Genomic DNA, 18316 nt, shown 5'->3' on the forward strand with positions numbered 1-18316 from the left:
ATTCACCCCGGATGGTTAAGTCACTCCACACGATAAATAATGAGGTATGACCGCATCAGCAGCCGACGTCTCCGCCGTCGACGACGGGGTCTACCGGACGACGTTCGACCCGTCCGTTCGGGATCCCTGTCTGGCGGTCGTCGAGGCGATCGAGGCGGCCACCGACGGCGAGCTGCCGGTTCTCGCCGAGAGCATCGATCCGGACACCCTCGTTCGGCTCTTCGAGTCGACCGCCTCGGAGTCGTGGATGATGAACTTCCAGCACGGGACGGTCGAGGTCACCGTCTGGGGGACCGGCCGGATCCACGTCGATACGGGATCAGTTGGCGATGCTCCGGGAACGGTCGACGACGCTTCGGCGTCGAGCGGGGCCGGGCCGACCTCCTGACCGTCCCGGCGGCGGTCGGCCGTTGGCCGGATCCAGCGGTCGGAACCTCTTTGTCGACGACCGGCCAACCGAGCAGGTATGAGCAGTGGATCCCTCGATGAGACGGCAGTCGACAGCTACCGTGAGGCCGGCGAAATCCTCGCCGAGACGATGACCGAGGCCCGCGAGATGATCGAGCCGGGGGTCACGCAACTCGAGGTCGCCGAGTACGCCGAGGACATGATCCGGGAGGCCGGGGCGGGACTCGCCTTCCCGGTCAACATCTCGGTCGACGAGGAAGCCTCCCACGCGACGCCGGCCCGCGATGACGACACCGAGTTCGGCGACGAGATGATCTGTCTCGACATCGGCGTCCACGTCGACGGCTACATCGCCGACGCCGCCGTGACCGTCGACTTCACCGGCAACGACGAACTCGTCGAGGCCTCGGAACAGGCCCTCGAAGCCGCCGTCGAGGCCGCCGGCCCCGGCGTCGAGGTCGGGAAAATCGGGGCGGAGATCGAGTCGGTGATCGACGGCTACGGCTACACGCCGATCTACAATCTGACGGGCCACGGCGTCGAGCGCTACGACGCCCACACCGGTCCGAGCGTGCCGAACCGGGCGGTCGACCGGAGCGTCGAACTCGAAGTCGGCCAGGCGATCGCCATCGAACCCTTCGCGACCGACGGCCGCGGCAAGGTCGGCGAGGGGTCGACCGAGGAAATCTACGAGCAGGTCGCCGACGGCAGCGTTCGTGATCGCCGGGCCCGGCAGCTCCTCGAGGAGCTATCCCAGTTCGACGATCTACCGTTTGCCGCCCGGTGGCTCGACAACTCGCGGTCGGAGATGGCCCTCCGGCGGCTCAAGATGGCCGACGTCGTCAAGGGGTATCCCGTGCTCAAAGAGGACGACGGCCGGCTGATCAGTCAGGCCGAACACACGCTGTTAATTACCGACGACGGCTGTGAGGTTACGACCGCCGGCATTCACGGCTTCGACTGACGTCGTTGCGGCACCGCTCACGCGTTGTTCATCCGTAACGTCGTCTCCGCGCCGCAGTCGACACAGCGGGTAACCCGGTAGGGCTCCCGGGAGAACTCCGCGTTTTCGGGTTTCTGGCTCTCGGTGCGGATCTCGACGCGGACGGCGTGAGGCGTCTCACGGCCACACTGCGAACAGTACTCGACGGTGTTGTCCGGGGTGGAGGGCGTCGTGGCCATATGGCCGCAGGTAGGCCGCACACGGGAATAAAACCAGTATCCGACAATCCTGAATGTTCGGTCGGTGATCAGTCAGTAGTCACTGCCTAACGGACATGACTATACGTTCTTAGTGGCTGTCCGTTCGTATGGACCAGATCTTCGCCCCGTGGCGGATCGACTGGGTCGAGCGCGACGACAAGAACGCCGACCTCGATGGCTGTCCCTTCTGCGTACTGCCGCAACGGGACGCCGACCGGTCGAACCTCGTCGTCGCCGAAAGCGACGCCGCGTTCGTCCTGCTCAACAACTATCCCTACAATCCCGGCCACGCGATGGTAATCCCGCGTCGACACGTCGGCAGCTACGAGGACCTCACCGAAGCCGAACTGTTGGACCACGCCCGGCTCAAACAGGTCACGCTCCGCGCGCTGGATGCGGGTCTCCATCCCGACGGGGTCAATACGGGCATGAACCTCGGCGAGGGTGCCGGTGGCTCGATCGGCGACCACATCCACACCCACATCGTCCCGCGCTGGAGGGGCGACACCAACTTCATGCCGGTGGTCGGTGAGACGAACGTCATCGTCGAGGCCGTCGACGACACCTACGAGCGACTCCACGAGGGGTTCGCCGCCCAGCCCGAAGCGGTCAGTGACGACCCCGAATCGGCCGTCGAGATCGCCTTCGAGTAACGAGACCTGCCGACTTTTAGGCGGCCACACGAATTCTCAGGCATGGAGGAGCTACAGACGCCCGTTCTCGACAACCATCTGCATCTCGACCCCAAGCGGGGCCGCGGGATGGAGGCAGTCGAGGAGTTCGCCCGCCTCGGCGGCACCCACCTGTTGATCGTCAACCAACCGTCGTGGAAACTCGGCGTCGACTCGACGGACCCGGAGGATTTCAGACCGGTGTTCGAGACCACTATCGGGATCGTCGAGGAGGCAACCGACCACCTGCCGGGCCGGGCGTGGCCAATCCTCGGGGCCCATCCGGGGCTGATCAGTCGGCTCGTCGAGGATCGCGGCTGTTCGCCCGCCGAGGCCCGCGACTGCATGCAGGGCGTGCTCGATATCGCTGCCGACTACGTCCGCGAGGGGAAGGCCCTCGGCCTCAAATCGGGTCGACCACATTACGACGTAAGCGACGCGGTGTGGGACGCCTCGAACGACGTGATGAAACACGCCTTCGAGCTGGGAGCGGAGGTCGACTGTGCGGTCCAGCTCCACACCGAGGCCAGCGAGGACCTCACCGAGGTCGCCGAGTGGGCCGAAGATCGCGGGCTCCCCGCCCACCGGGTCGTCAAACACTACGCTGGCGGGCGGCTCGCCGGCCCGACGCCGAGCGTGATGAGCAACAAAGACTGGATCGAGACCGCCGCCGAGTCGGGCGAGCCGTTCCTGATGGAGACCGACTTCATCGACGATCCCGACCGACCCGGTGCGGTTCTGGGCCCGAAGACGGTCCCACGGCGCGTGCGGTGGCTCCACGAGCAGGGGTACGATGAGGCGATCCGGAGGGCCCACGTCGAGATCCCCGAGCGCGTCTACGGGATCGACACCGAGTCGACGCTCTCGTGAGTTGCTTCGGCTTACTGTTCGACGATGATCGCACCGCGCATGCCGATCGATTTGTGTGGGAGACTGGCGTACCTGTAGACGCCGGGTTCGTCGAACGTGTGTTCGAAGGTCGCGTCGGCGTCGCTTGTCAGCTCTCCGGAGTCGATGTCGCGTTCCTCGAAGCTGATCGTCGCCGTGGGGCTTTCGGCGCTCCATTCCCACGTCACGGTCGTGTCGGGTGATATCCGGAGCACTACAGGCGCGAACGCCAAGCTGCCGCCGTTGCCATCAGCACCGACAGTGATCGATGCGGTCTCGGCGTCGGTTCGGTCGGTGATTTCGCCATCGAAGTTGCTGCTGTGGACGACCCATTCGTCGACCGTCTCGTAGCCGGTCGACGGCGGCTCGTCGACCACGACGAGCCCTTTCATCCCGTCGTCCCGATCCGGCTCCGAGACGAAGGGATAGGTGCCGGGCTCCTCGAAGACGTACTCGTAACTCGTTCCGGGCTGGGCGTTCGGTCGGCCGCTGTCGAAGGTCCCATCGAGTGCTACGACGTTGTGAACGCCGCCATGGCCGGTCCAGTTCCACCGGACGATGGTGTTGGGCGACACCTCGACGACGACTGGATCGAAGCCGAGACCGTCGTCGTACTCGTGGCCAACGTGGATGTCGGCGCGTCCGCGAGTACCGGTTCGGATCCGGTCGCCGGTGTAACCGTTCGCGCTCTCGAGCCACTCGTCGACCGACTCTGGCGGCTCGATTTCGGTGGCTTGGGTATACTCGTCGGTCAACTCGCTGTTGTCGGCTTCCGACTCCGGACTATCGCCCGCCGCGGAGAGACAGCCAGCGATTGAGAGAAGCCCGACAGTTGCCGCGCTCTGTAGCATCTGACGACGTCTGTGTGTGCGTGGCATACCCCTAGATGTGAGTTAGTTATAAACAAGGGCTTAGGGATGACTAAAATGACTGTTCTGTAGCTAATCCAGCGAATACACAACTGAAGTGTGGCAACTATTCAGAAACAGCCGGTGAGGCACGCGAGACATGACAGACGGTGGCCGCCGAGTACGACGAGGCGATCCGGACGGCCCACGTCGAGGCCCCCGAGCGCGTCTACGGGATCGACACCGAGTCGACGCTCAGTCGGTGACCTGTCGATCACTTCCCGTTCGCTTCGGGGTCTTCGCCGTCGGGCTCGTCGGCCTCCAAGAGCGTCACAGTGACGCGCGTTCCGGTGCCACGCGTTTCGATGTTGACCTCGCCGCCGAAGAGGTCGATCGTCCAGTGGACGAGCCACAGTCCCAGCCCGGTACCGTGCTGGAGCGGCGTCTCCTCCCCAGTTTCCAGCGTCTCCTTTTCGTGGTCGGGGATCCCCGACCCGTTGTCCTCGATGGAGATCGCGATCCAAGTGTTGGTCTGCTCGACGGTCGCCGGTCGTACCGTGGCCGTGATCTGGAGGTCTGACCGCTCGTTGTGGAGGATCGCGTTCCGGAACAGTTCCGTCAGGACCAGTTCCAGTCGCGTATCCGCCTTTACCTGCGGGCGCTGGGAACACTCGACCGCGATCGACGCGTTCGGATTGCTGTCGGCGAACTCGTCTCGAAGCCGTTCGAGCGTCCCACAGACGTCGTAGCTCGCATCCGACGAAAGCTCCTGATCCATCAGCGACTGGAGCTTGCCAGCCTTCGCGCTCTGTCGGGCCAGCTCTTCGGCCCGGCTGTCGACCGCGTCGACAAGCGACAGGAGCGCCTCGTCGTCGAGTCGCTCTTTGAGCATGTCGATGTTGCCCTGAATGACGTTGATCCCGTTCCGGAGGTTGTGGCGTAACACCCGGTTGAGCACCGTCAACTGCTGTTCTCGCCGTCGCTGCTCGGTTACGTCCGACTCGATGCCGACGAAGTGAGTGACATCGCCGTCGTCGTCCGTGAGCGGCGAGACCTGCTGTCTGACCGTGTAGAGCTCGCCGGATTGCCGCTGATTGACGATCGTCGCTTCCCACTGCTCGCCGCCGACGATGGTCTCCCAGAAGTTCGCGTAGTAGTTCGAATCCTGCTTGCCGGATTTGAGGACGTTCGGCGAGCGGCCGAGCACCTCGGCTTCGGTGTACCCCGTCTGGTCCTCGAAGGCGGTATTGACGTACTCTATCTCCCCATCACGATCGGTGATGAGGATGGCTTGACTCGCGTTGTCGACGGCCTTGCGGAACAGCTGGAGGTCCTGTTTCCGTTCGTAGCTCTCGGTGATGTCCTGGACGATGAGCGTCCGCCCGACCTGATGAGGGCCGAGCTCCAGTGACCGGCTGGTGAGCAAGTAGACGCACTCCTCGCCGTTCCGGTCGGCTTCCACGATCCGGGTGTCGTCTGTGAGCTGTTCGACCGGGAGCCGACCGAACAGATCGTCGACGGTCCGGATTCCTCCGTCGAGCGCCGGGAAGAACGTCGCCGCTTGTCGGTTGTACTCGTGGATCTCGCCCTCCGAGCCGACCGAGATCACGCCCTTGTTGGTCCGCTCGAACAGCTGGTTCCGCACCGGTGTTTCGAGGCTGAGAAACGTATCCTCGACGAGATACAGCGCCCCGAGCGCGAAGAGGGCCACGCCGATGGGTTCGTAGCTCAACTCCGGGAGCACCGCGGGATAGGCGGCACTGACCGCTTTCGGTACGATAGCCAGCCCGGTGATCCCGACGAGGCCGGTCAGTTTCCACGTCGACTGGGTCGACTGCCGGAACATCCGAACGAGGAAGTACATCCCGATCGCCGTCAGCCCGTAGGCAGACAGGAACAGCAGCCAGTAGATCGGGCCATGGTCGACGACGAGCCGGGTGTAGGGTTCGGTCGCCATCTCGGCGGTGAAATGCAGGCCGTGGATCGGGTTCGTGAGTTTGAACAGCACCACTGTGGCGTACAGCGCGACCGCGAACAGCCGGTAGGAACGCTGTCTGTGGAGTGTTCGGCCGGTGTAGGCCGACGTGAAGTAGAGCCACGCGAAGACCGTCCCGAAGCCGACGATCAGTCCCGCGGTAAACAGCGCCGTCGCGAGTGTCGTCGACTGGGTCAGCATCTGGGCAGCCTGTAGGAGGGCCCACGTGCCGACCGTCAACAGGAGCGCGCGGAGTCCGAGGCGCACGTCCCGCTGTTGGAGCCGCGAGACACGGAAGACGCCGGCAAAACACGGGACCGCAGCAGCGAAAAATAATAATCCTATACCGACATTTGTCGCTACCATTCGAATATAGCAGGGTTGAATAAATAATAACCTTATTAAAAATATTCATCACGTAGGGGGTAACCGAGTCGATAGACGATCTATCCGGCTACTGTATTTTATTCTGTCATATAGGTCGTCGACGAGAGCCGTGACCGGCCGTTGTTATCGGTTGGTTGTAGAATATCATGAGAAATACCACGGCTACGATCCAGCTACGGCCGTCAGGCGTCGGTGGATAAGAAAGGCATTTGAGTCCCCACCCAGAGTAATGACGTATGACAGATGAGCCCGCCGAGACGTTCTACTCCGAAGATCGCTGGCAGAACTGGCTAACGCGGGTCGAAGACGAAGAGCTCGATCCCGAAAGCGAGGAGTTCGCCCGGCTCTATTTCAACCTCCAGAACGACACGACGATCGCCATCGCCAAGGTGATCTCGGCGGCCGAGGACGGCCGCGTCGACGAGGAGACCACCCTCGACAAGCTCGAATTCATCAATGAGGTCGTCATGGCCGAACCGGAGTTCGACGGCGAGGAGGAACTGCTGTTGATCGACAGCGTCCAGACCAGCCTCGTGCCCGTCTTCTATGCCGCCGAGGAGTACGTCATCGGCGGCCCCGTCGAGGAGTACCCCATCGAGGAGTGTATCGACGCCGCCATCGAGGTTGCTGTCGAGGAGGAAGACGTCGACGCCGCCCTCGCCTACCTCGTGCAGGCGGGCACCCAGATCATCGACGGCGCGGAGTTCGACGGCAGCGAGGTCGACGAGATCGAGTCGTGGATCGTCTCCGAGTGGCTCAACGGGCTTGACAGCCTGCAGGACGCGTTTGCGGATCCGGAAGTCATCGACGAGGAATAATTAAACGAGCGTTTCTCAACTGGTTTGCTACGCATTTGGATCTAGTAGTAACGTGGTCGACGTCCCGTCACTGAACCACAACGTAATGGTCACGCTGCTGCCTTTCATGGCACCATTACCGTTACTGGCGTCCCTGAACCGATCGAACTCAAACAATTGTTCGTTATTTTGAGCAATCACAACATCCGTACTGAAATTGTATCTATTTGCTTGATTTGGGTTGTCGCTGTCTATTTGTATGACATCTGAAACAATTTGACCGTAGCCTACCGCAGTGAGTATATCATCGTTACTCTTCCCACCAACCTTCTCAACTGAAGATACTGTTGTATCATTCACACCGATAGCAACAATTGTTGCATCGATATCGCCTGTATTTTCTAATCCAAATTCATACATCCCACTATTACCTGCAGACTTGACATCCGGTGTTACTTGGATTGCACCGGCTTGCCCCTCATCGCTGTCATCACTAGTATCGCCGTTTTCGTCGCTCCTACGTTGACTCGACGGCCCTACATTCTGTTTTGGTTGGTCGGCTTCCGGTTTCTCTCTAATACCGACAGTGTTGAATTTGAAATTGTTCGAACTGATACTCAGATTGCTTAGGTCAAGCCTGTGGACGCCGGTATCGTAGTAGTCTTCCGTCACGTCGACATCCGAACCGAATTGTTCGCCCCAGTATTCCGACTTGTTCAGACGAGTCGGGATCGTGATATCGATTTCGCCCTCTGGCAAATCGGACTCGGTTATTTTTTCGCTCGGATAGATCTCGATAACCGCTCGATGTGTGCCTGTTTCCTCAAACTCGTTTTGGACGGCGGTAAGCCGGAACGAACTACTGCGGTTCGTCATCAGGTTCTGATCCTCGATGATGCGTACTGTCCCCTGATTTCTCTCGTCGACGTACAGCACCGAGTGCTCGTACCAGATCGAGCCAGCCGTTATTTCGTTGTATCGTGGTTCGTATTCGAGAAACCGTGTCGACACGTTCTTCGAAACATCCCCGTTGTCGACGGTGATATTGTACTCGTCGGACGTTCTGAGCGTTCCGGCCGGGGCGACGGGATTGATCGTTGCCACCCGAGTCTGGTAGGTCGTTCCCAGCGTCACGCGTGTGAATTGTGAGGTATCCGCCTGTCCTGCCGTCGAGATGGAGTTTCGGAGTTGAATGAGATCGTTCTGAACGTTCTGGTAGTGTTGAAATTCGACCTGCGCGTTTTGCTGCGGGACAATTTGGGCTTGATAGATCGTCAGGGTGAGGGCCAATATTGCAAAGATCAAAATCAACCCAAGGACGGCTGTTACAGCGCGTCTATCGTCACCAAACGTCGTGTTTGAATTGAAACGAGACATGTTAGTCAGACCTCATGGCGACCATCGGATTACAACGACCCCGTCGCCCCCGTCGCCCGGGAGTGGACCCCCACTGGAGCCGCCACCACCGCCGCCACTACCGGTGTTCGGTCGACCGTTCCCTGCAGGGTCTCCACCCGTCACAGTCCCATCGCCCCCACCGCCCCGACCGCCCGAGCCTCCGGTCGAACTGCCGGTGCTGCCGCCGCCACCGCCGCCTGCAGCAACCCAGCCGCCGACGCCGATATCGGTCCCGAACCGATCGCCGAAGTACGTCCCGTCGCCTCCGTCACCACCGTCGTCGTTGCTGTTCGGCCGCCCTGCTTCGCCGGAACCGCCGCCGCCACCGGCACCTTGGTCGTTGCCGCTGCCTCCTTGCCCCTCGCCACCATCGGTGCCGAAGCCCCCACTGGAATTGCTTGGCTGCAGTCCGTCTCCTCCCGAAAGCGTGTCATCTTCGTCTCTCGATCCACCCCCAGAGCCGCCGGCTCGACCGGGTGAGGGATCCGGACTGTTGCCGCCGCCGCCACCGCCGCCGAGGGCGACGAGCGAACCGAACTCGGAGTTACTTCCGTTTTCTCCCGGTTGGTCACCGCTCGGAGCCGTTCCTCCAGCACCGACGACGACATCAACCTGAGATCCTGTCACCGAGTAGCTCGGTCGATAGACGACGCCGCCCGCGCCGCCTCCGCCGCCACCAGCAGTGTTGTAGTCTTCTACGGAGCCGCCACTCCCACCGCCAGCAACGACGAGTACTTCGACCTCGTTGACTCCCTCAGGGATGGTCCATGTATGAGCGCCTACAGTATCGAAAACACGGATGTTAGCGTCGACGCTACTGTCGGTCGAGCGTTCGACGTTCGTTGCAGGGCCTTCGGCCGGTTCGGCCTGGATTCCCACTGTGTTCACCTGTAGATCGGTAGAATTGACGCTCAAATTCAGTGCGTGGACGTCGTCTGAGTGTGCCTCGGAGTCGACGCCCTGATAGATACCGCCGGAGTCAGCCAGTGCGCCGTCCCAGTAATCACTGTCATTTAGCCGCGTTGGGACGGTAACTGTGAGATTGGATCCGTTCGCCGCCGGAAAATCACTCGCGTTCAGTTCGTCTTGCGGGTACAGTTCGAGCGTCACACGCCCAATATCAGATTTTTGGAACTGGTTTTGGAGCGCAGTAATCCGTACTGTTCCGTCTTTGACGATGTTTTGCTCTTCGATGACGCTCACGCCGCCGCGGTCCCGCTCGTCGAGGTAGAGCACCGAGTGCTCGAACCACGTCGACCCGATCGAGATCTCGTTGTAACCCGGCCGGTACTGGACGAATCGGGTCGAAATATTCGTTTGTGATCCGGACGCGTTCGCGATGGTGATATTGTATGCCTTGCTGGTCTGTATCGTCCCGGCCGGGTCAGGTTGATTAATGGTCAGGAGTCGGGATCGGTAGCTCGTCCCGAGCGTGACGCTTGGGAACTGCGCAACATCGGACTGCCCGGCGGTCGACACTGCGTCCCGAAACTCGATCAGTTCGTTACGGACGTCCTCGAAATGTTGGAACTCGGTCTGGGCGTTTTGCTGGGGGACGACCACCGCCTGATAGGTCGTCAACGCGAGGACCAGAAACCCGAAGACAAGAATGAAGCCGACGACCTCTGAGACGCCACGCCGGTCGGTCGCCAGCTTTCCCCCGGAGCCTCGATCACGCATTGTCCGGTGCTCCAATCGGTATCCGCCTGCTGGTAGTGTGATGGTTGTTCCTATCGGAGAACCGATATCGCAGTCGACGAAGCGGTCGGATCGGTGCGTCGATGGCCGCCGAACTCCTCGTATTTCTCCGGGCCTCACAATCGATCAACGCCGCCAAACGAAAACCTGCGGTCGGAATAGGCCAGTTTCGAGACGGACGACCGATTCCAGTCATCTGATACTGACCAATCGGGTTTTGTGCATATAAATACGCGGCAGAGTGATTGTTTGGCTATCACTTCCTGCCGTCGGGTTCGACAGTCGACGTATATACTATCGACACACCCATATGCACCGTCTCGCAATCCCCTCTTATGACTCCTGTCGGCATCGACGCCGTCGAGATCTGGACCGGTAAACTCCAGTTGAACCTCCCGGAGACGTTCGCGCCCGCCAAAGACGAAGACCCCGACAAGTACCGCAAGGGGATCGGCCTCGAACACTCCTCGTTCCCCGACCTCTACGAGGATATCGTCACGATGGGCGCCAACGCGGCCAAGCGCCTCATGGAGCGCCGCGGGCTGACGCCCGAGGACATCGGCCGGATCGACGTCGCCACCGAGTCGGCGTTCGACAACTCCAAACCGGTGTCGACCTACATCGCGGGCTGTCTCGAACAGTACTTCGAGGCGGATTTCCGCCACGCCAACAAGGGCGAGCGCAAGTTCGCCTGCGTCGCCGGCACCCAGTCGATCGACGACGCCTACAACTGGATCCGCGCCGGCCGCAACCGCGGCCGCGCCGCCCTCGTCATCGCCACCGACACCGCCCTCTATGCCCGCGGAGATCCGGGCGAAGCCACGCAGGGCGCGGGTGCGGTCGCCATGCTGGTCGACGAGAACCCCGACCTCGTGGAGATCTCGACCGAGCAGGGGTACGGCAGCATGGACGAGACGGACTTCCTCAAACCCAACCAGCAGTTCCCCTCCGTCGACGGCAAGCGGTCGATGCAGGTGTATCTCTCGCGGATGCGGGAGGCCGTCGAGGACTTCGAATCCGTCGCGTGGGACATGCACCCCGACGATTTCGCCTACATTCCGTTCCACACGCCGTTCCCGGGGATGGTCCGGAAGGCCGCCCTGCTGGGCTACCGGCACATGAGCCGCGACACCGAGATCGAAGACGAACTCGCAGGCGAGATCGGTCGACAGCCCCGTCGGGACGAGTACACCTCGTGGGACGGCTACGAGGAGGCGATCCGCGACTACATGGACGACCTCAAGGGAACCGACCAGTACCGCGCGTGGTACGACAAGGCCATCGAGCCCACCCTCGGCATCTCGCGGCACGTCGGCAACTGGTACACCGGCTCGGTCCACATCGCCCGCATCGCCGCCCTCAAATACGCCGCCGCAAACGACCGCGATCTCGCCGGCGAGAAGCTGCTGGTCGGCTCGTACGGCTCGGGCGCCCAGGCCGAGATCCACGCTGAGACGGTCCAGGAGGGCTGGCGCGAGGAGATCGCGGGCCTCAACGTCGACGCCCAACTCGATGCCCGCTACGACCTGAGCTTCGAGGAGTACGAGACGGTCCACGACAGCCACAACTACGACAAGGGCAGCGTCGACGTCGAGGAGTTCACCAGCCCGGACGACGAGTTCGTCTTCACCGGCTGGGGCCGGATGAACGAGCGGAAATACGAGTACGTCGAGTAAGTCGTCGACTCGTTTTCAGGCCAGTTCCCGGAGGGCTTCGAGGGCGTCGTCGAGATCCCGCGTCGACGTCGCCAGCGAGAAGCCGTCTACCTGTGCCAGCGCGCCGGCGTGTTCCCAGAGTTCGTCGGCGTCGATCCCGTGCAAGATGACCGCGTTCGGCGTCGGCGCCACCACACGCATGGCGACCAGCGGCCCCTCGCCGCGGGTCACGTCGGTGAAGACGAGCCCGCGGTCGGTCGACTGGCCGTAGAGCCGGTAGAACTCCTCGTTCGACAGCCGGGTGATCGTCTGGATGCTGTTGATGACGGTGTGGCCGTTGACGTAGTCCCGGTTCCCGCGGACGATCTCGGTGGCATCGAGTGCCTCGTAGAGGTCCTCGATCGGCAGCGCCGTCGAGTACTCCCGGAGGTCGTAGACGATGTCGTTTTCGAACCCCGCCGACAGCACCCGGCCGTACTGCCGGATCCGGCTGCCGCCGCGGGCCTCGTCGACGTCCAGCAGCGCGGTGACGAGTCGCCGAACGATGCCGATGCCGGGCGACGAGCGGCGACCGCTCTCGTAGTCGGAGATCACCGACGAGGAGACGTCCATCCGGTCGGCGAGATCGGTCTGGGAGACCTCGAAATCGGTGCGCCACTTCCGGAGGGTCGCGCCGGGGTCCTCGCTAAGGGTGATCTCGCCGGCGATCCGGTGGGCCAGATCCTCCCGCGTCGACGACGTCATCGCCGCCCCACCGCGTGCTGTTTCATACCGATCGAGGGGTCGTCGCGGGCAAAAACGTACCGGACCCCGGACCGACCGCTACCGTTCGCGGCGGCCGGTGATCGTGTCGGGTTCGAGGCGGTAGAGTTCGAACTCGAGTTCGCTGGCCCGTCTGTCGTAGATCGTCACGAACGGGATGTTGATCTTCCGGACGCTCTCGGCGGCGTGGGAGTCGATCGCCATCTCGGTGACCTCACGGAGCGAGCCACGGACGACGACGCTCTGCCAGCCGTCGATCGCCTCGGCCATCACCACCAGCGAGGCCACCGATCCGTCGTCGACGAAGCGCCGTTTGTCGCTGTCGGGGGCGAAGCCGAACCGGACGTAGAACTCCCGCGTGCCGCTGTCGTAGCCGTAGGAGATCGGGATGGAGTACGGCTCGTCGTCGTCGGCAAAGGAGATCACACCGACCCCGCCGGTGCCGAGCAGCGACTCGATCTCATCACCGTCGAGCTCCGTGGACCGAATTCGTGACATACGTGACCATATGATGGATGGCTGAATGAAACCACCGGTAGATTCCGGGTTTCCGGAACGTTGCCGTGGCTGGCGGGGGAGACGGCCGGCCGAACCGCCATGCCCTCTGTGGAACGGTCGACCGAAGCCCGTCGGTTAGCGACGGCGGGCACGCCGTCGGCCGTCACACGTCCGGTAGGGGGCGACGGACGTGGTAGCCCGCGCCGACGCGGCAGCCCCGGCGACTCCGGGGGAGTCGTCGCCGAGGCGAACGGAGTCTGGGTAGGGGAAACGGGGTGCCGGTCCGTTCTCCGGGTCGGCGCCGGGTGTCGGCCGGGGCGTGGAGGTGCAGTATGGTATCGTCGAATCGATTGTCATACTGTACTGTACAGTTATCGCGTATCGAATTAACCCCGTCTTCAAACCGATTAGAAGGGAGCCTACTGCGACGGCCGGTCGATGAACGCGGCCAACAGTTTCTGTTGGCCGTGCCGGAGGTGGTGGTGGACGGTCGCGGGCGTCACGCCCATGAGGTCGGCGAGTTCGTCGCCGCTGGTCTCGCGGGGCCACTCGAAGAAACCCGCGTAGTAGCCGACTTCGAGCACCTCCTGCTGGCGGTCGGTCAGCCGGTCGGCGAGCCGCGCAAACGCGTCGGCTGGCGTCGGCGTCGACGGCGTGACCGTGGTCCGGGAGGCGAGCGTCAGATCCGGGTAGATGGTTCGTGCGGCGTCCAACACCGGTCGCACCTCGGTGCCCAGCGGGATCCGGATCGCCATCTCGAAGCTGCCGTCCCGCAGCGCAGCCTCCGTAATCCGCCCGCCGTGGCTCGCGACGACCGAGTGGATCGTTTCGGCCTCGGTCGACAGTTCGAGCCGCGAGCGACTGCCATCCGCTTCGAGCAGGCGAACCGTACCGCCGCCGAGACGTTCGATGATGTCGCTGAACCGCTCGGGGGCGACCCCTCGACCGTGTAGTAGATCAGCGACCGCTCGCCCAGCGTCACGACGCGGTCAATGTCGATCGTCATCGACTCGTCGTCGGCTCCGGCGAGGAACGGCTCGGCGAGTGCGTCCGACCGGACGACCACCTCCGTGATCCGGTTGCTGATCAGTGCGCGTTTCCGTTCGATGGCGTTGATCGCGTGGCCGATGATCCGGCCGAGCCGCCCGAGCGTCTCCGCTTCGCGCGGCTCGAAGCCATCGCGGTCGGTGTAGACGACCACGACCCCGTAGACGTGGCTCTCGTACCGGATCGGAACCACGATCCCGGGCCGGTGCCGCATCGGCGTCGACTGGCTCCACTGCCGATAGATCGGGTCGGTCGGACTCGTATGGACCTGTTGGGGGTCGCCCGTCTCGATGGCGGCAGCGATCGGACCCCCGATCGACGGTTCGTCGGGGTCGACCGGGATGGCACACCCCGCAGGGTCGACCGGCTGCCCGTCGTCGTCACCGCCCGCGGTCGATGGGCGGATCGTCGGGCCGGTGTGATCGAGTCGACCGACCCACGCCGCGGTATAGGCCTCGGCGGCATCGAAGCAGTCGCAGACGACCTGCTCGATCTCGGCCTGTGTCGAGGACTCGATGACGAGATGGGCGATATCCTGGACGGTTTCGTGGAGTCCATCGAGCGTTGCGAGCCGTCGCTCCTGCCGAGTCATTCGGTCGGTGATGTCTCGGACGACGCCGACCGCAGACACCGGCTCGCCGTCGTCGTCCGTGTGGAACTCGCCCTCGGCGGCGATCCACCGCTCGACGCCGTCGACACGCCGGATCCGGCATTCGAACTTCCAGTTGCCGGTCTCGAAGGCCGCCTCGAACCCCGCTTCGACCGCTGGCCGGTCGTCGGGGTGGACGTGGTCGAGAAAGATCTCGAAACTCCAGTCGTCGACCGGCTCGTCGTAGCCGAAAACCCGGTCGTGTTCGGGCGAGCGAACGGGCGACTCCTCGGTCCGGAGATCCAGTTCCCACGTTCCGACATCCGCAGCCCGCAAGGCGAGCCGCAGGCGTTCCTCGTTCCGGCGAAGGGCCTCTCTGGTCCGTATCTGTTCGGTGAGGTCGACGGCAGTCGCGGCCAGCCCGGTGATCTCGCCAGTGTCATCGGAGATCGGCTTGACTGCGAGATCGTAGACGACCTCGCCGCGGGGAAGCTGGAGCGTGACTTCCTCGCGGACGCCCTCGCCGGTGTCGAGCACCGTCCGTTTGAGTGCTTCGACGGCCGCCGCGTCTTCGGGGCCGAGGAGTTCGTCGTCCCGTTTCCCGAGGATGTCGTCGGCCGAATACCGCTCGATCGGGTTGCCGATCCACGTGTAGCGGAGGTCGGTATCCTGTCTGAGGGCGACCACCGGCGAGTTATCGAGCGCCGTCCGGAACTGTTCGGTCTCGGTTCGCAACTCCTGTTCGAGTCGTTTACGCTCGGTGATATCGCGGAAATAGATCGACAAGCCGGTCTCGGAGGGGTAAATAGCGTTGTCGTACCAGCCGTCGAGCGGCTCGTAGTAGTCCTCGAAGAACACCGGCTCTTGGCTCTCGGCTGCCGTTTCGAGGGCGGTTCTGAACCGGTCGGTGGTTTCGATGGTCTCCCAGATAACCGCCCCCCGCGCCGACTCGTCGACGCCGAGCAGCGCCTGGGCGTGGTCGTTGATGTACTGAAACCGGAACCGGGTATCGAGGCTGTAGAAGCCGTCGGAAACCCGGTCGAGCACCTCGGAGAGCTCCGATTCGAGGTCGTCACGCTCCCGCTGGAGTCGACGTTCGGCTGCTTTGCGGTCGCTGATATCCCGGCCCTCGGCGATCAACAGCGTCACCTCGCTGTCGGCGGTGACCGGCCGCAACGAGAAATCGATCATCACGGTGTGGCCCGCTCCCTGCACCTCGACCTCGTAGCGGACCGACTCCCCGGTGGCGGCCCGCCCGATGGCGGCTTGGAGGTGGCGCTGTGTCGCGGTCGAAATCCGCCACCAGGGGGCCTCCCAGAAGGGATTGCCGAGCACATCGCCCCGACTGCACCCGCCGAACTGGAGCGCCGAGGCGTTCGCCTCCAATAGCGTGCCATCGGGGGCAACCGCGCCGATGAACTCGAAGGTCCGGTTGAAGATCACGTTGTAGATCAAGTTCCGGTCTCCCCACACCTCGGAGCCGCCTTCGCTCGTGATAGCCCGCTGCAAACCCTCGGTCGCAGCCGACACGCCATCGCTGTCGAGACGTGACGCGGTTCCGAGGTGGTCCGCTGGCTCCCACCAGACGTGGTGCTCGCCGACGGTCCTCGTCTGCAGGATGCCCTCGTCGACGAGTTCGGCGAGGACGGTCTCGACCACCTGATCCGGCGCGTCGAAGCCATCGGCGACCTCCGCCGCCGTCACTGGCGTCCCGGACGGCGCGAGGCTCTCGACCGCCGCGAGGACGCTCGCGGTCGACGGCGCGGAGGGATACATACCGCCGAGCAGTGTCGGCCAATTAAAAGGTTTCTGACGATACAATCACGAAGACAGCGGTTAAGCCACTGATATATGCCACATTATGTGACTACTTAGCCCATCTATTTACGACACGGGGTGGGCGTGGCCGGGGCCGCAGTGCTCGCGTCGGTGGGGTGGTTGACGGCTTCGCAACCCCTAAGCACCGGACCACCCATATTCCGGTAATGGTCGACTGGACCGAAACGTACCGCCCGCAGAGCCTCTCGGAGCTCCGGGGCAACAACAAGGCCCGCGACGCCCTCCGCGAGTGGGCCGAGACGTGGGACGACCACCGCGAGGCGGTCGTCCTGCATGGCTCGCCCGGCGTCGGCAAAACCTCCGCCGCCCACGCCTTGGCCAACGATATGGGGTGGGAGACGGTCGAACTCAACGCCTCCGACCAGCGGACCGCCGACGTGATCGAGCGGTTCGCCGGCCGAGCGGCGATGAACGCCACCCTCTCGGGGTCCGCCGCCGGCGGCGGCGCAGTCGGCGGCGATACGGCCAGTCGACAACTCGTCGTCCTCGACGAGGCCGACAACATCCACGGCAACTACGACCGCGGCGGCAAGGCCGCGATCACGGAGTTGGTAAAGAACTCCGGCCAACCCATCGTCCTGATCGCAAACGAGTTCTACGAGATGTCTCGCGGCTTGCGGAACGCCTGTCAGGACATCGAGTTCCGCGACGTCGGCGCGCGCTCGATCGTTCCCGCCTTGCGGGATATCTGTCGACACGAGGACATCGAGTACGAACAGGACGCCCTCGACGCCATCGCCGAGACCAACAGCGGCGACCTCCGTGGGGCGGTCAAGGACCTGCAGGCGGCCGCCGAGGGCCGCGATGCGATCACCGAGGCCGACGTCGTCACGGGCGAGCGAGATACGTCGATGGGGATCTTCCCCTTCCTAGACGCCGTATTAAAAGAGGAGTCGGCCCAAGAGGCCCTGCAGGCGTCCTACAGCGTCGACGAGACGCCCGACGACCTCACCAAGTGGATCGAGGACAACATGCTGGACGTCTACGACGCCGAGGAGGCGGCCGTCGCCTACGATTTCCTCGCCAACGCCGACCAGTGGCTGGGCCGGGTGCGGGCCACCCAAAACTACAGCTACTGGCGGTACGCTGGCGACAACACCGCCGCCGGCGTGGCCGCCGCACGCGAGGGGACCAAGGGCGGTTGGACCCGCTACGGTCGACCGCAGTTCTGGCCGAGTTCGGACAAGACCGCCGACGCGGTCTGCCAGCGGATCGCCGAACGGAGCGGGACGAGCATCGCCATCGCTCGGCGGGCGATCCTCCCGTTCCTCTCGGCGATGACCCACCACTGCAAGCCGCGGGAGCTCACCGTGCGGATGGCGGCGGCTTACGATCTCGACGAGTCCCACGTCGCGTTTATTACCGGGAGCGGGGAGTCGACCAACAAGGTCGCCTCGATCGTCGAGGATGCCCAAACAAAGCGTGCGGATGCGATCGAGGCCCATTCCGGCGGCGCGTTCGCCGGGTCGACCGGCGCGGACGGCGCGGACTCGACAGCCCCGGCCGCCGACGCGCCCGGCGAGGCCACCGCCCCGGCCGACGAGAGTGATGCCGCATCCGACTCCCCCGACGAGGTCGACGACGACGCTGACGAGGTCGACGACGATCAGGCCGGGCTCTCGGACTTCGTATAAGTAGTCGCCGACTACTTTT

Annotated in this window: 15 protein-coding genes and 1 pseudogene; 7 read left to right on the forward strand and 9 right to left on the reverse strand. The window is 63.4% G+C overall.

The window, feature by feature from the left end:
- Window positions 1-46 precede the first annotated feature (46 nt).
- Together NKJ34_RS01190 and map are read left to right on the forward strand one after the other, a co-directional pair.
- Window positions 47-388 (forward strand): HalOD1 output domain-containing protein, encoded by a 342-nt coding sequence (locus NKJ34_RS01190; protein WP_253736433.1) that lies wholly within the window; start codon window positions 47-49, stop codon window positions 386-388.
- Window positions 389-466: 78 nt separating this feature from the next.
- Window positions 467-1372 (forward strand): type II methionyl aminopeptidase, encoded by a 906-nt coding sequence (gene map, locus NKJ34_RS01195; RefSeq protein WP_253736434.1) that lies wholly within the window; start codon window positions 467-469, stop codon window positions 1370-1372.
- 17 nt (window positions 1373-1389) lie between these two features.
- On the opposite strand, the gene NKJ34_RS01200 is transcribed toward map, so the two are convergent.
- Window positions 1390-1590, reverse strand: coding sequence for a DUF7835 family putative zinc beta-ribbon protein (locus tag NKJ34_RS01200; RefSeq protein WP_253736435.1), 201 nt, complete (start codon window positions 1588-1590; stop codon window positions 1390-1392).
- Between the two features lie 128 nt (window positions 1591-1718).
- Here NKJ34_RS01200 and NKJ34_RS01205 point away from each other — a divergent pair, with 128 nt between their 5' ends.
- Both NKJ34_RS01205 and NKJ34_RS01210 read left to right on the forward strand, forming a co-directional pair.
- On the forward strand, window positions 1719-2264 hold the full coding sequence (locus tag NKJ34_RS01205; RefSeq protein ID WP_253736436.1) for an HIT family protein: 546 nt from the start codon (window positions 1719-1721) through the stop codon (window positions 2262-2264).
- A 42-nt stretch (window positions 2265-2306) separates the two neighbouring features.
- Window positions 2307-3152, forward strand: a complete 846-nt coding sequence (locus NKJ34_RS01210; protein ID WP_253736437.1) for a TatD family hydrolase — start codon at window positions 2307-2309, stop codon at window positions 3150-3152.
- A gap of 11 nt (window positions 3153-3163) precedes the next feature.
- Here NKJ34_RS01210 and NKJ34_RS01215 read toward each other — a convergent pair whose 3' ends face one another.
- Complete coding sequence (locus NKJ34_RS01215; RefSeq protein ID WP_253736438.1) at window positions 3164-4048, reverse strand: halocyanin domain-containing protein; 885 nt, start codon at window positions 4046-4048, stop codon at window positions 3164-3166.
- Window positions 4049-4292: 244 nt separating this feature from the next.
- The gene (locus tag NKJ34_RS01220) at window positions 4293-6359 is read right to left on the reverse strand and encodes a PAS domain S-box protein (protein ID WP_253736439.1); all 2067 of its coding nucleotides are present in this window, start codon (window positions 6357-6359) and stop codon (window positions 4293-4295) included.
- Window positions 6360-6616: 257 nt separating this feature from the next.
- Here NKJ34_RS01220 and NKJ34_RS01225 point away from each other — a divergent pair, with 257 nt between their 5' ends.
- Window positions 6617-7198: a DUF2150 family protein gene (locus NKJ34_RS01225; protein WP_253736440.1), complete on the forward strand. Its 582-nt coding sequence runs from the start codon at window positions 6617-6619 to the stop codon at window positions 7196-7198.
- Between the two features lie 27 nt (window positions 7199-7225).
- On the opposite strand, the gene NKJ34_RS01230 is transcribed toward NKJ34_RS01225, so the two are convergent.
- Window positions 7226-8554: a hypothetical protein gene (locus NKJ34_RS01230; protein ID WP_253736441.1), complete on the reverse strand. Its 1329-nt coding sequence runs from the start codon at window positions 8552-8554 to the stop codon at window positions 7226-7228.
- Between the two features lie 12 nt (window positions 8555-8566).
- On the reverse strand, window positions 8567-10255 hold the full coding sequence (locus NKJ34_RS01235; RefSeq protein WP_253736442.1) for a glycine-rich domain-containing protein: 1689 nt from the start codon (window positions 10253-10255) through the stop codon (window positions 8567-8569).
- A gap of 353 nt (window positions 10256-10608) precedes the next feature.
- On the opposite strand from NKJ34_RS01235, the gene hmgB reads away from it, so the two are divergent.
- Entirely contained in the window at window positions 10609-11949 is a 1341-nt protein-coding gene (gene hmgB / locus NKJ34_RS01240; protein WP_253736443.1) for a hydroxymethylglutaryl-CoA synthase, read from the forward strand.
- 15 nt (window positions 11950-11964) lie between these two features.
- Here hmgB and NKJ34_RS01245 read toward each other — a convergent pair whose 3' ends face one another.
- From NKJ34_RS01245 to NKJ34_RS01260, 4 genes and pseudogenes are all read right to left on the reverse strand, one after another.
- Complete coding sequence (locus NKJ34_RS01245; protein ID WP_253736444.1) at window positions 11965-12672, reverse strand: helix-turn-helix domain-containing protein; 708 nt, start codon at window positions 12670-12672, stop codon at window positions 11965-11967.
- Between the two features lie 78 nt (window positions 12673-12750).
- Window positions 12751-13188 carry a pyridoxamine 5'-phosphate oxidase family protein gene (locus NKJ34_RS01250; RefSeq protein WP_253736445.1) on the reverse strand — a complete coding sequence of 146 codons (438 nt, stop codon included), beginning with the start codon at window positions 13186-13188 and terminating at the stop codon, window positions 12751-12753.
- Window positions 13189-13607: 419 nt separating this feature from the next.
- Window positions 13608-14102: a helix-turn-helix domain-containing protein gene (locus tag NKJ34_RS15860; protein ID WP_321169441.1), complete on the reverse strand. Its 495-nt coding sequence runs from the start codon at window positions 14100-14102 to the stop codon at window positions 13608-13610.
- Window positions 14103-14314: 212 nt separating this feature from the next.
- Window positions 14315-16600: pseudogene (locus NKJ34_RS01260) on the reverse strand (PAS domain-containing protein); the annotation flags it as partial.
- A 209-nt stretch (window positions 16601-16809) separates the two neighbouring features.
- Between NKJ34_RS01260 and NKJ34_RS01265 the strand changes: the two are divergent.
- On the forward strand, window positions 16810-18297 hold the full coding sequence (locus NKJ34_RS01265; RefSeq protein ID WP_253736446.1) for a replication factor C large subunit: 1488 nt from the start codon (window positions 16810-16812) through the stop codon (window positions 18295-18297).
- Window positions 18298-18316: the final 19 nt, after the last annotated feature.

It is taken from the genome of Halohasta salina, assembly GCF_024178165.1.
GTDB classification, from domain to species: domain Archaea; phylum Halobacteriota; class Halobacteria; order Halobacteriales; family Haloferacaceae; genus Halohasta; species Halohasta salina.

Bases quoted from the DNA above. Each gene is read 5' to 3' on its own strand.
- NKJ34_RS01190 (WP_253736433.1), top strand. From the start codon at position 47: ATGACCGCATCAGCAGCCGACGTCTCCGCCGTCGACGACGGGGTCTAC.
- map (WP_253736434.1), top strand. From the start codon at position 467: ATGAGCAGTGGATCCCTCGATGAGACGGCAGTCGACAGCTACCGTGAG.
- NKJ34_RS01200 (WP_253736435.1), bottom strand. From the start codon at position 1,590: ATGGCCACGACGCCCTCCACCCCGGACAACACCGTCGAGTACTGTTCG.
- NKJ34_RS01205 (WP_253736436.1), top strand. From the start codon at position 1,719: ATGGACCAGATCTTCGCCCCGTGGCGGATCGACTGGGTCGAGCGCGAC.
- NKJ34_RS01210 (WP_253736437.1), top strand. From the start codon at position 2,307: ATGGAGGAGCTACAGACGCCCGTTCTCGACAACCATCTGCATCTCGAC.
- NKJ34_RS01215 (WP_253736438.1), bottom strand. From the start codon at position 4,048: ATGCCACGCACACACAGACGTCGTCAGATGCTACAGAGCGCGGCAACT.
- NKJ34_RS01220 (WP_253736439.1), bottom strand. From the start codon at position 6,359: ATGGTAGCGACAAATGTCGGTATAGGATTATTATTTTTCGCTGCTGCG.
- NKJ34_RS01225 (WP_253736440.1), top strand. From the start codon at position 6,617: ATGACAGATGAGCCCGCCGAGACGTTCTACTCCGAAGATCGCTGGCAG.
- NKJ34_RS01230 (WP_253736441.1), bottom strand. From the start codon at position 8,554: ATGTCTCGTTTCAATTCAAACACGACGTTTGGTGACGATAGACGCGCT.
- NKJ34_RS01235 (WP_253736442.1), bottom strand. From the start codon at position 10,255: ATGCGTGATCGAGGCTCCGGGGGAAAGCTGGCGACCGACCGGCGTGGC.
- hmgB (WP_253736443.1), top strand. From the start codon at position 10,609: ATGACTCCTGTCGGCATCGACGCCGTCGAGATCTGGACCGGTAAACTC.
- NKJ34_RS01245 (WP_253736444.1), bottom strand. From the start codon at position 12,672: ATGACGTCGTCGACGCGGGAGGATCTGGCCCACCGGATCGCCGGCGAG.
- NKJ34_RS01250 (WP_253736445.1), bottom strand. From the start codon at position 13,188: ATGTCACGAATTCGGTCCACGGAGCTCGACGGTGATGAGATCGAGTCG.
- NKJ34_RS01265 (WP_253736446.1), top strand. From the start codon at position 16,810: ATGGTCGACTGGACCGAAACGTACCGCCCGCAGAGCCTCTCGGAGCTC.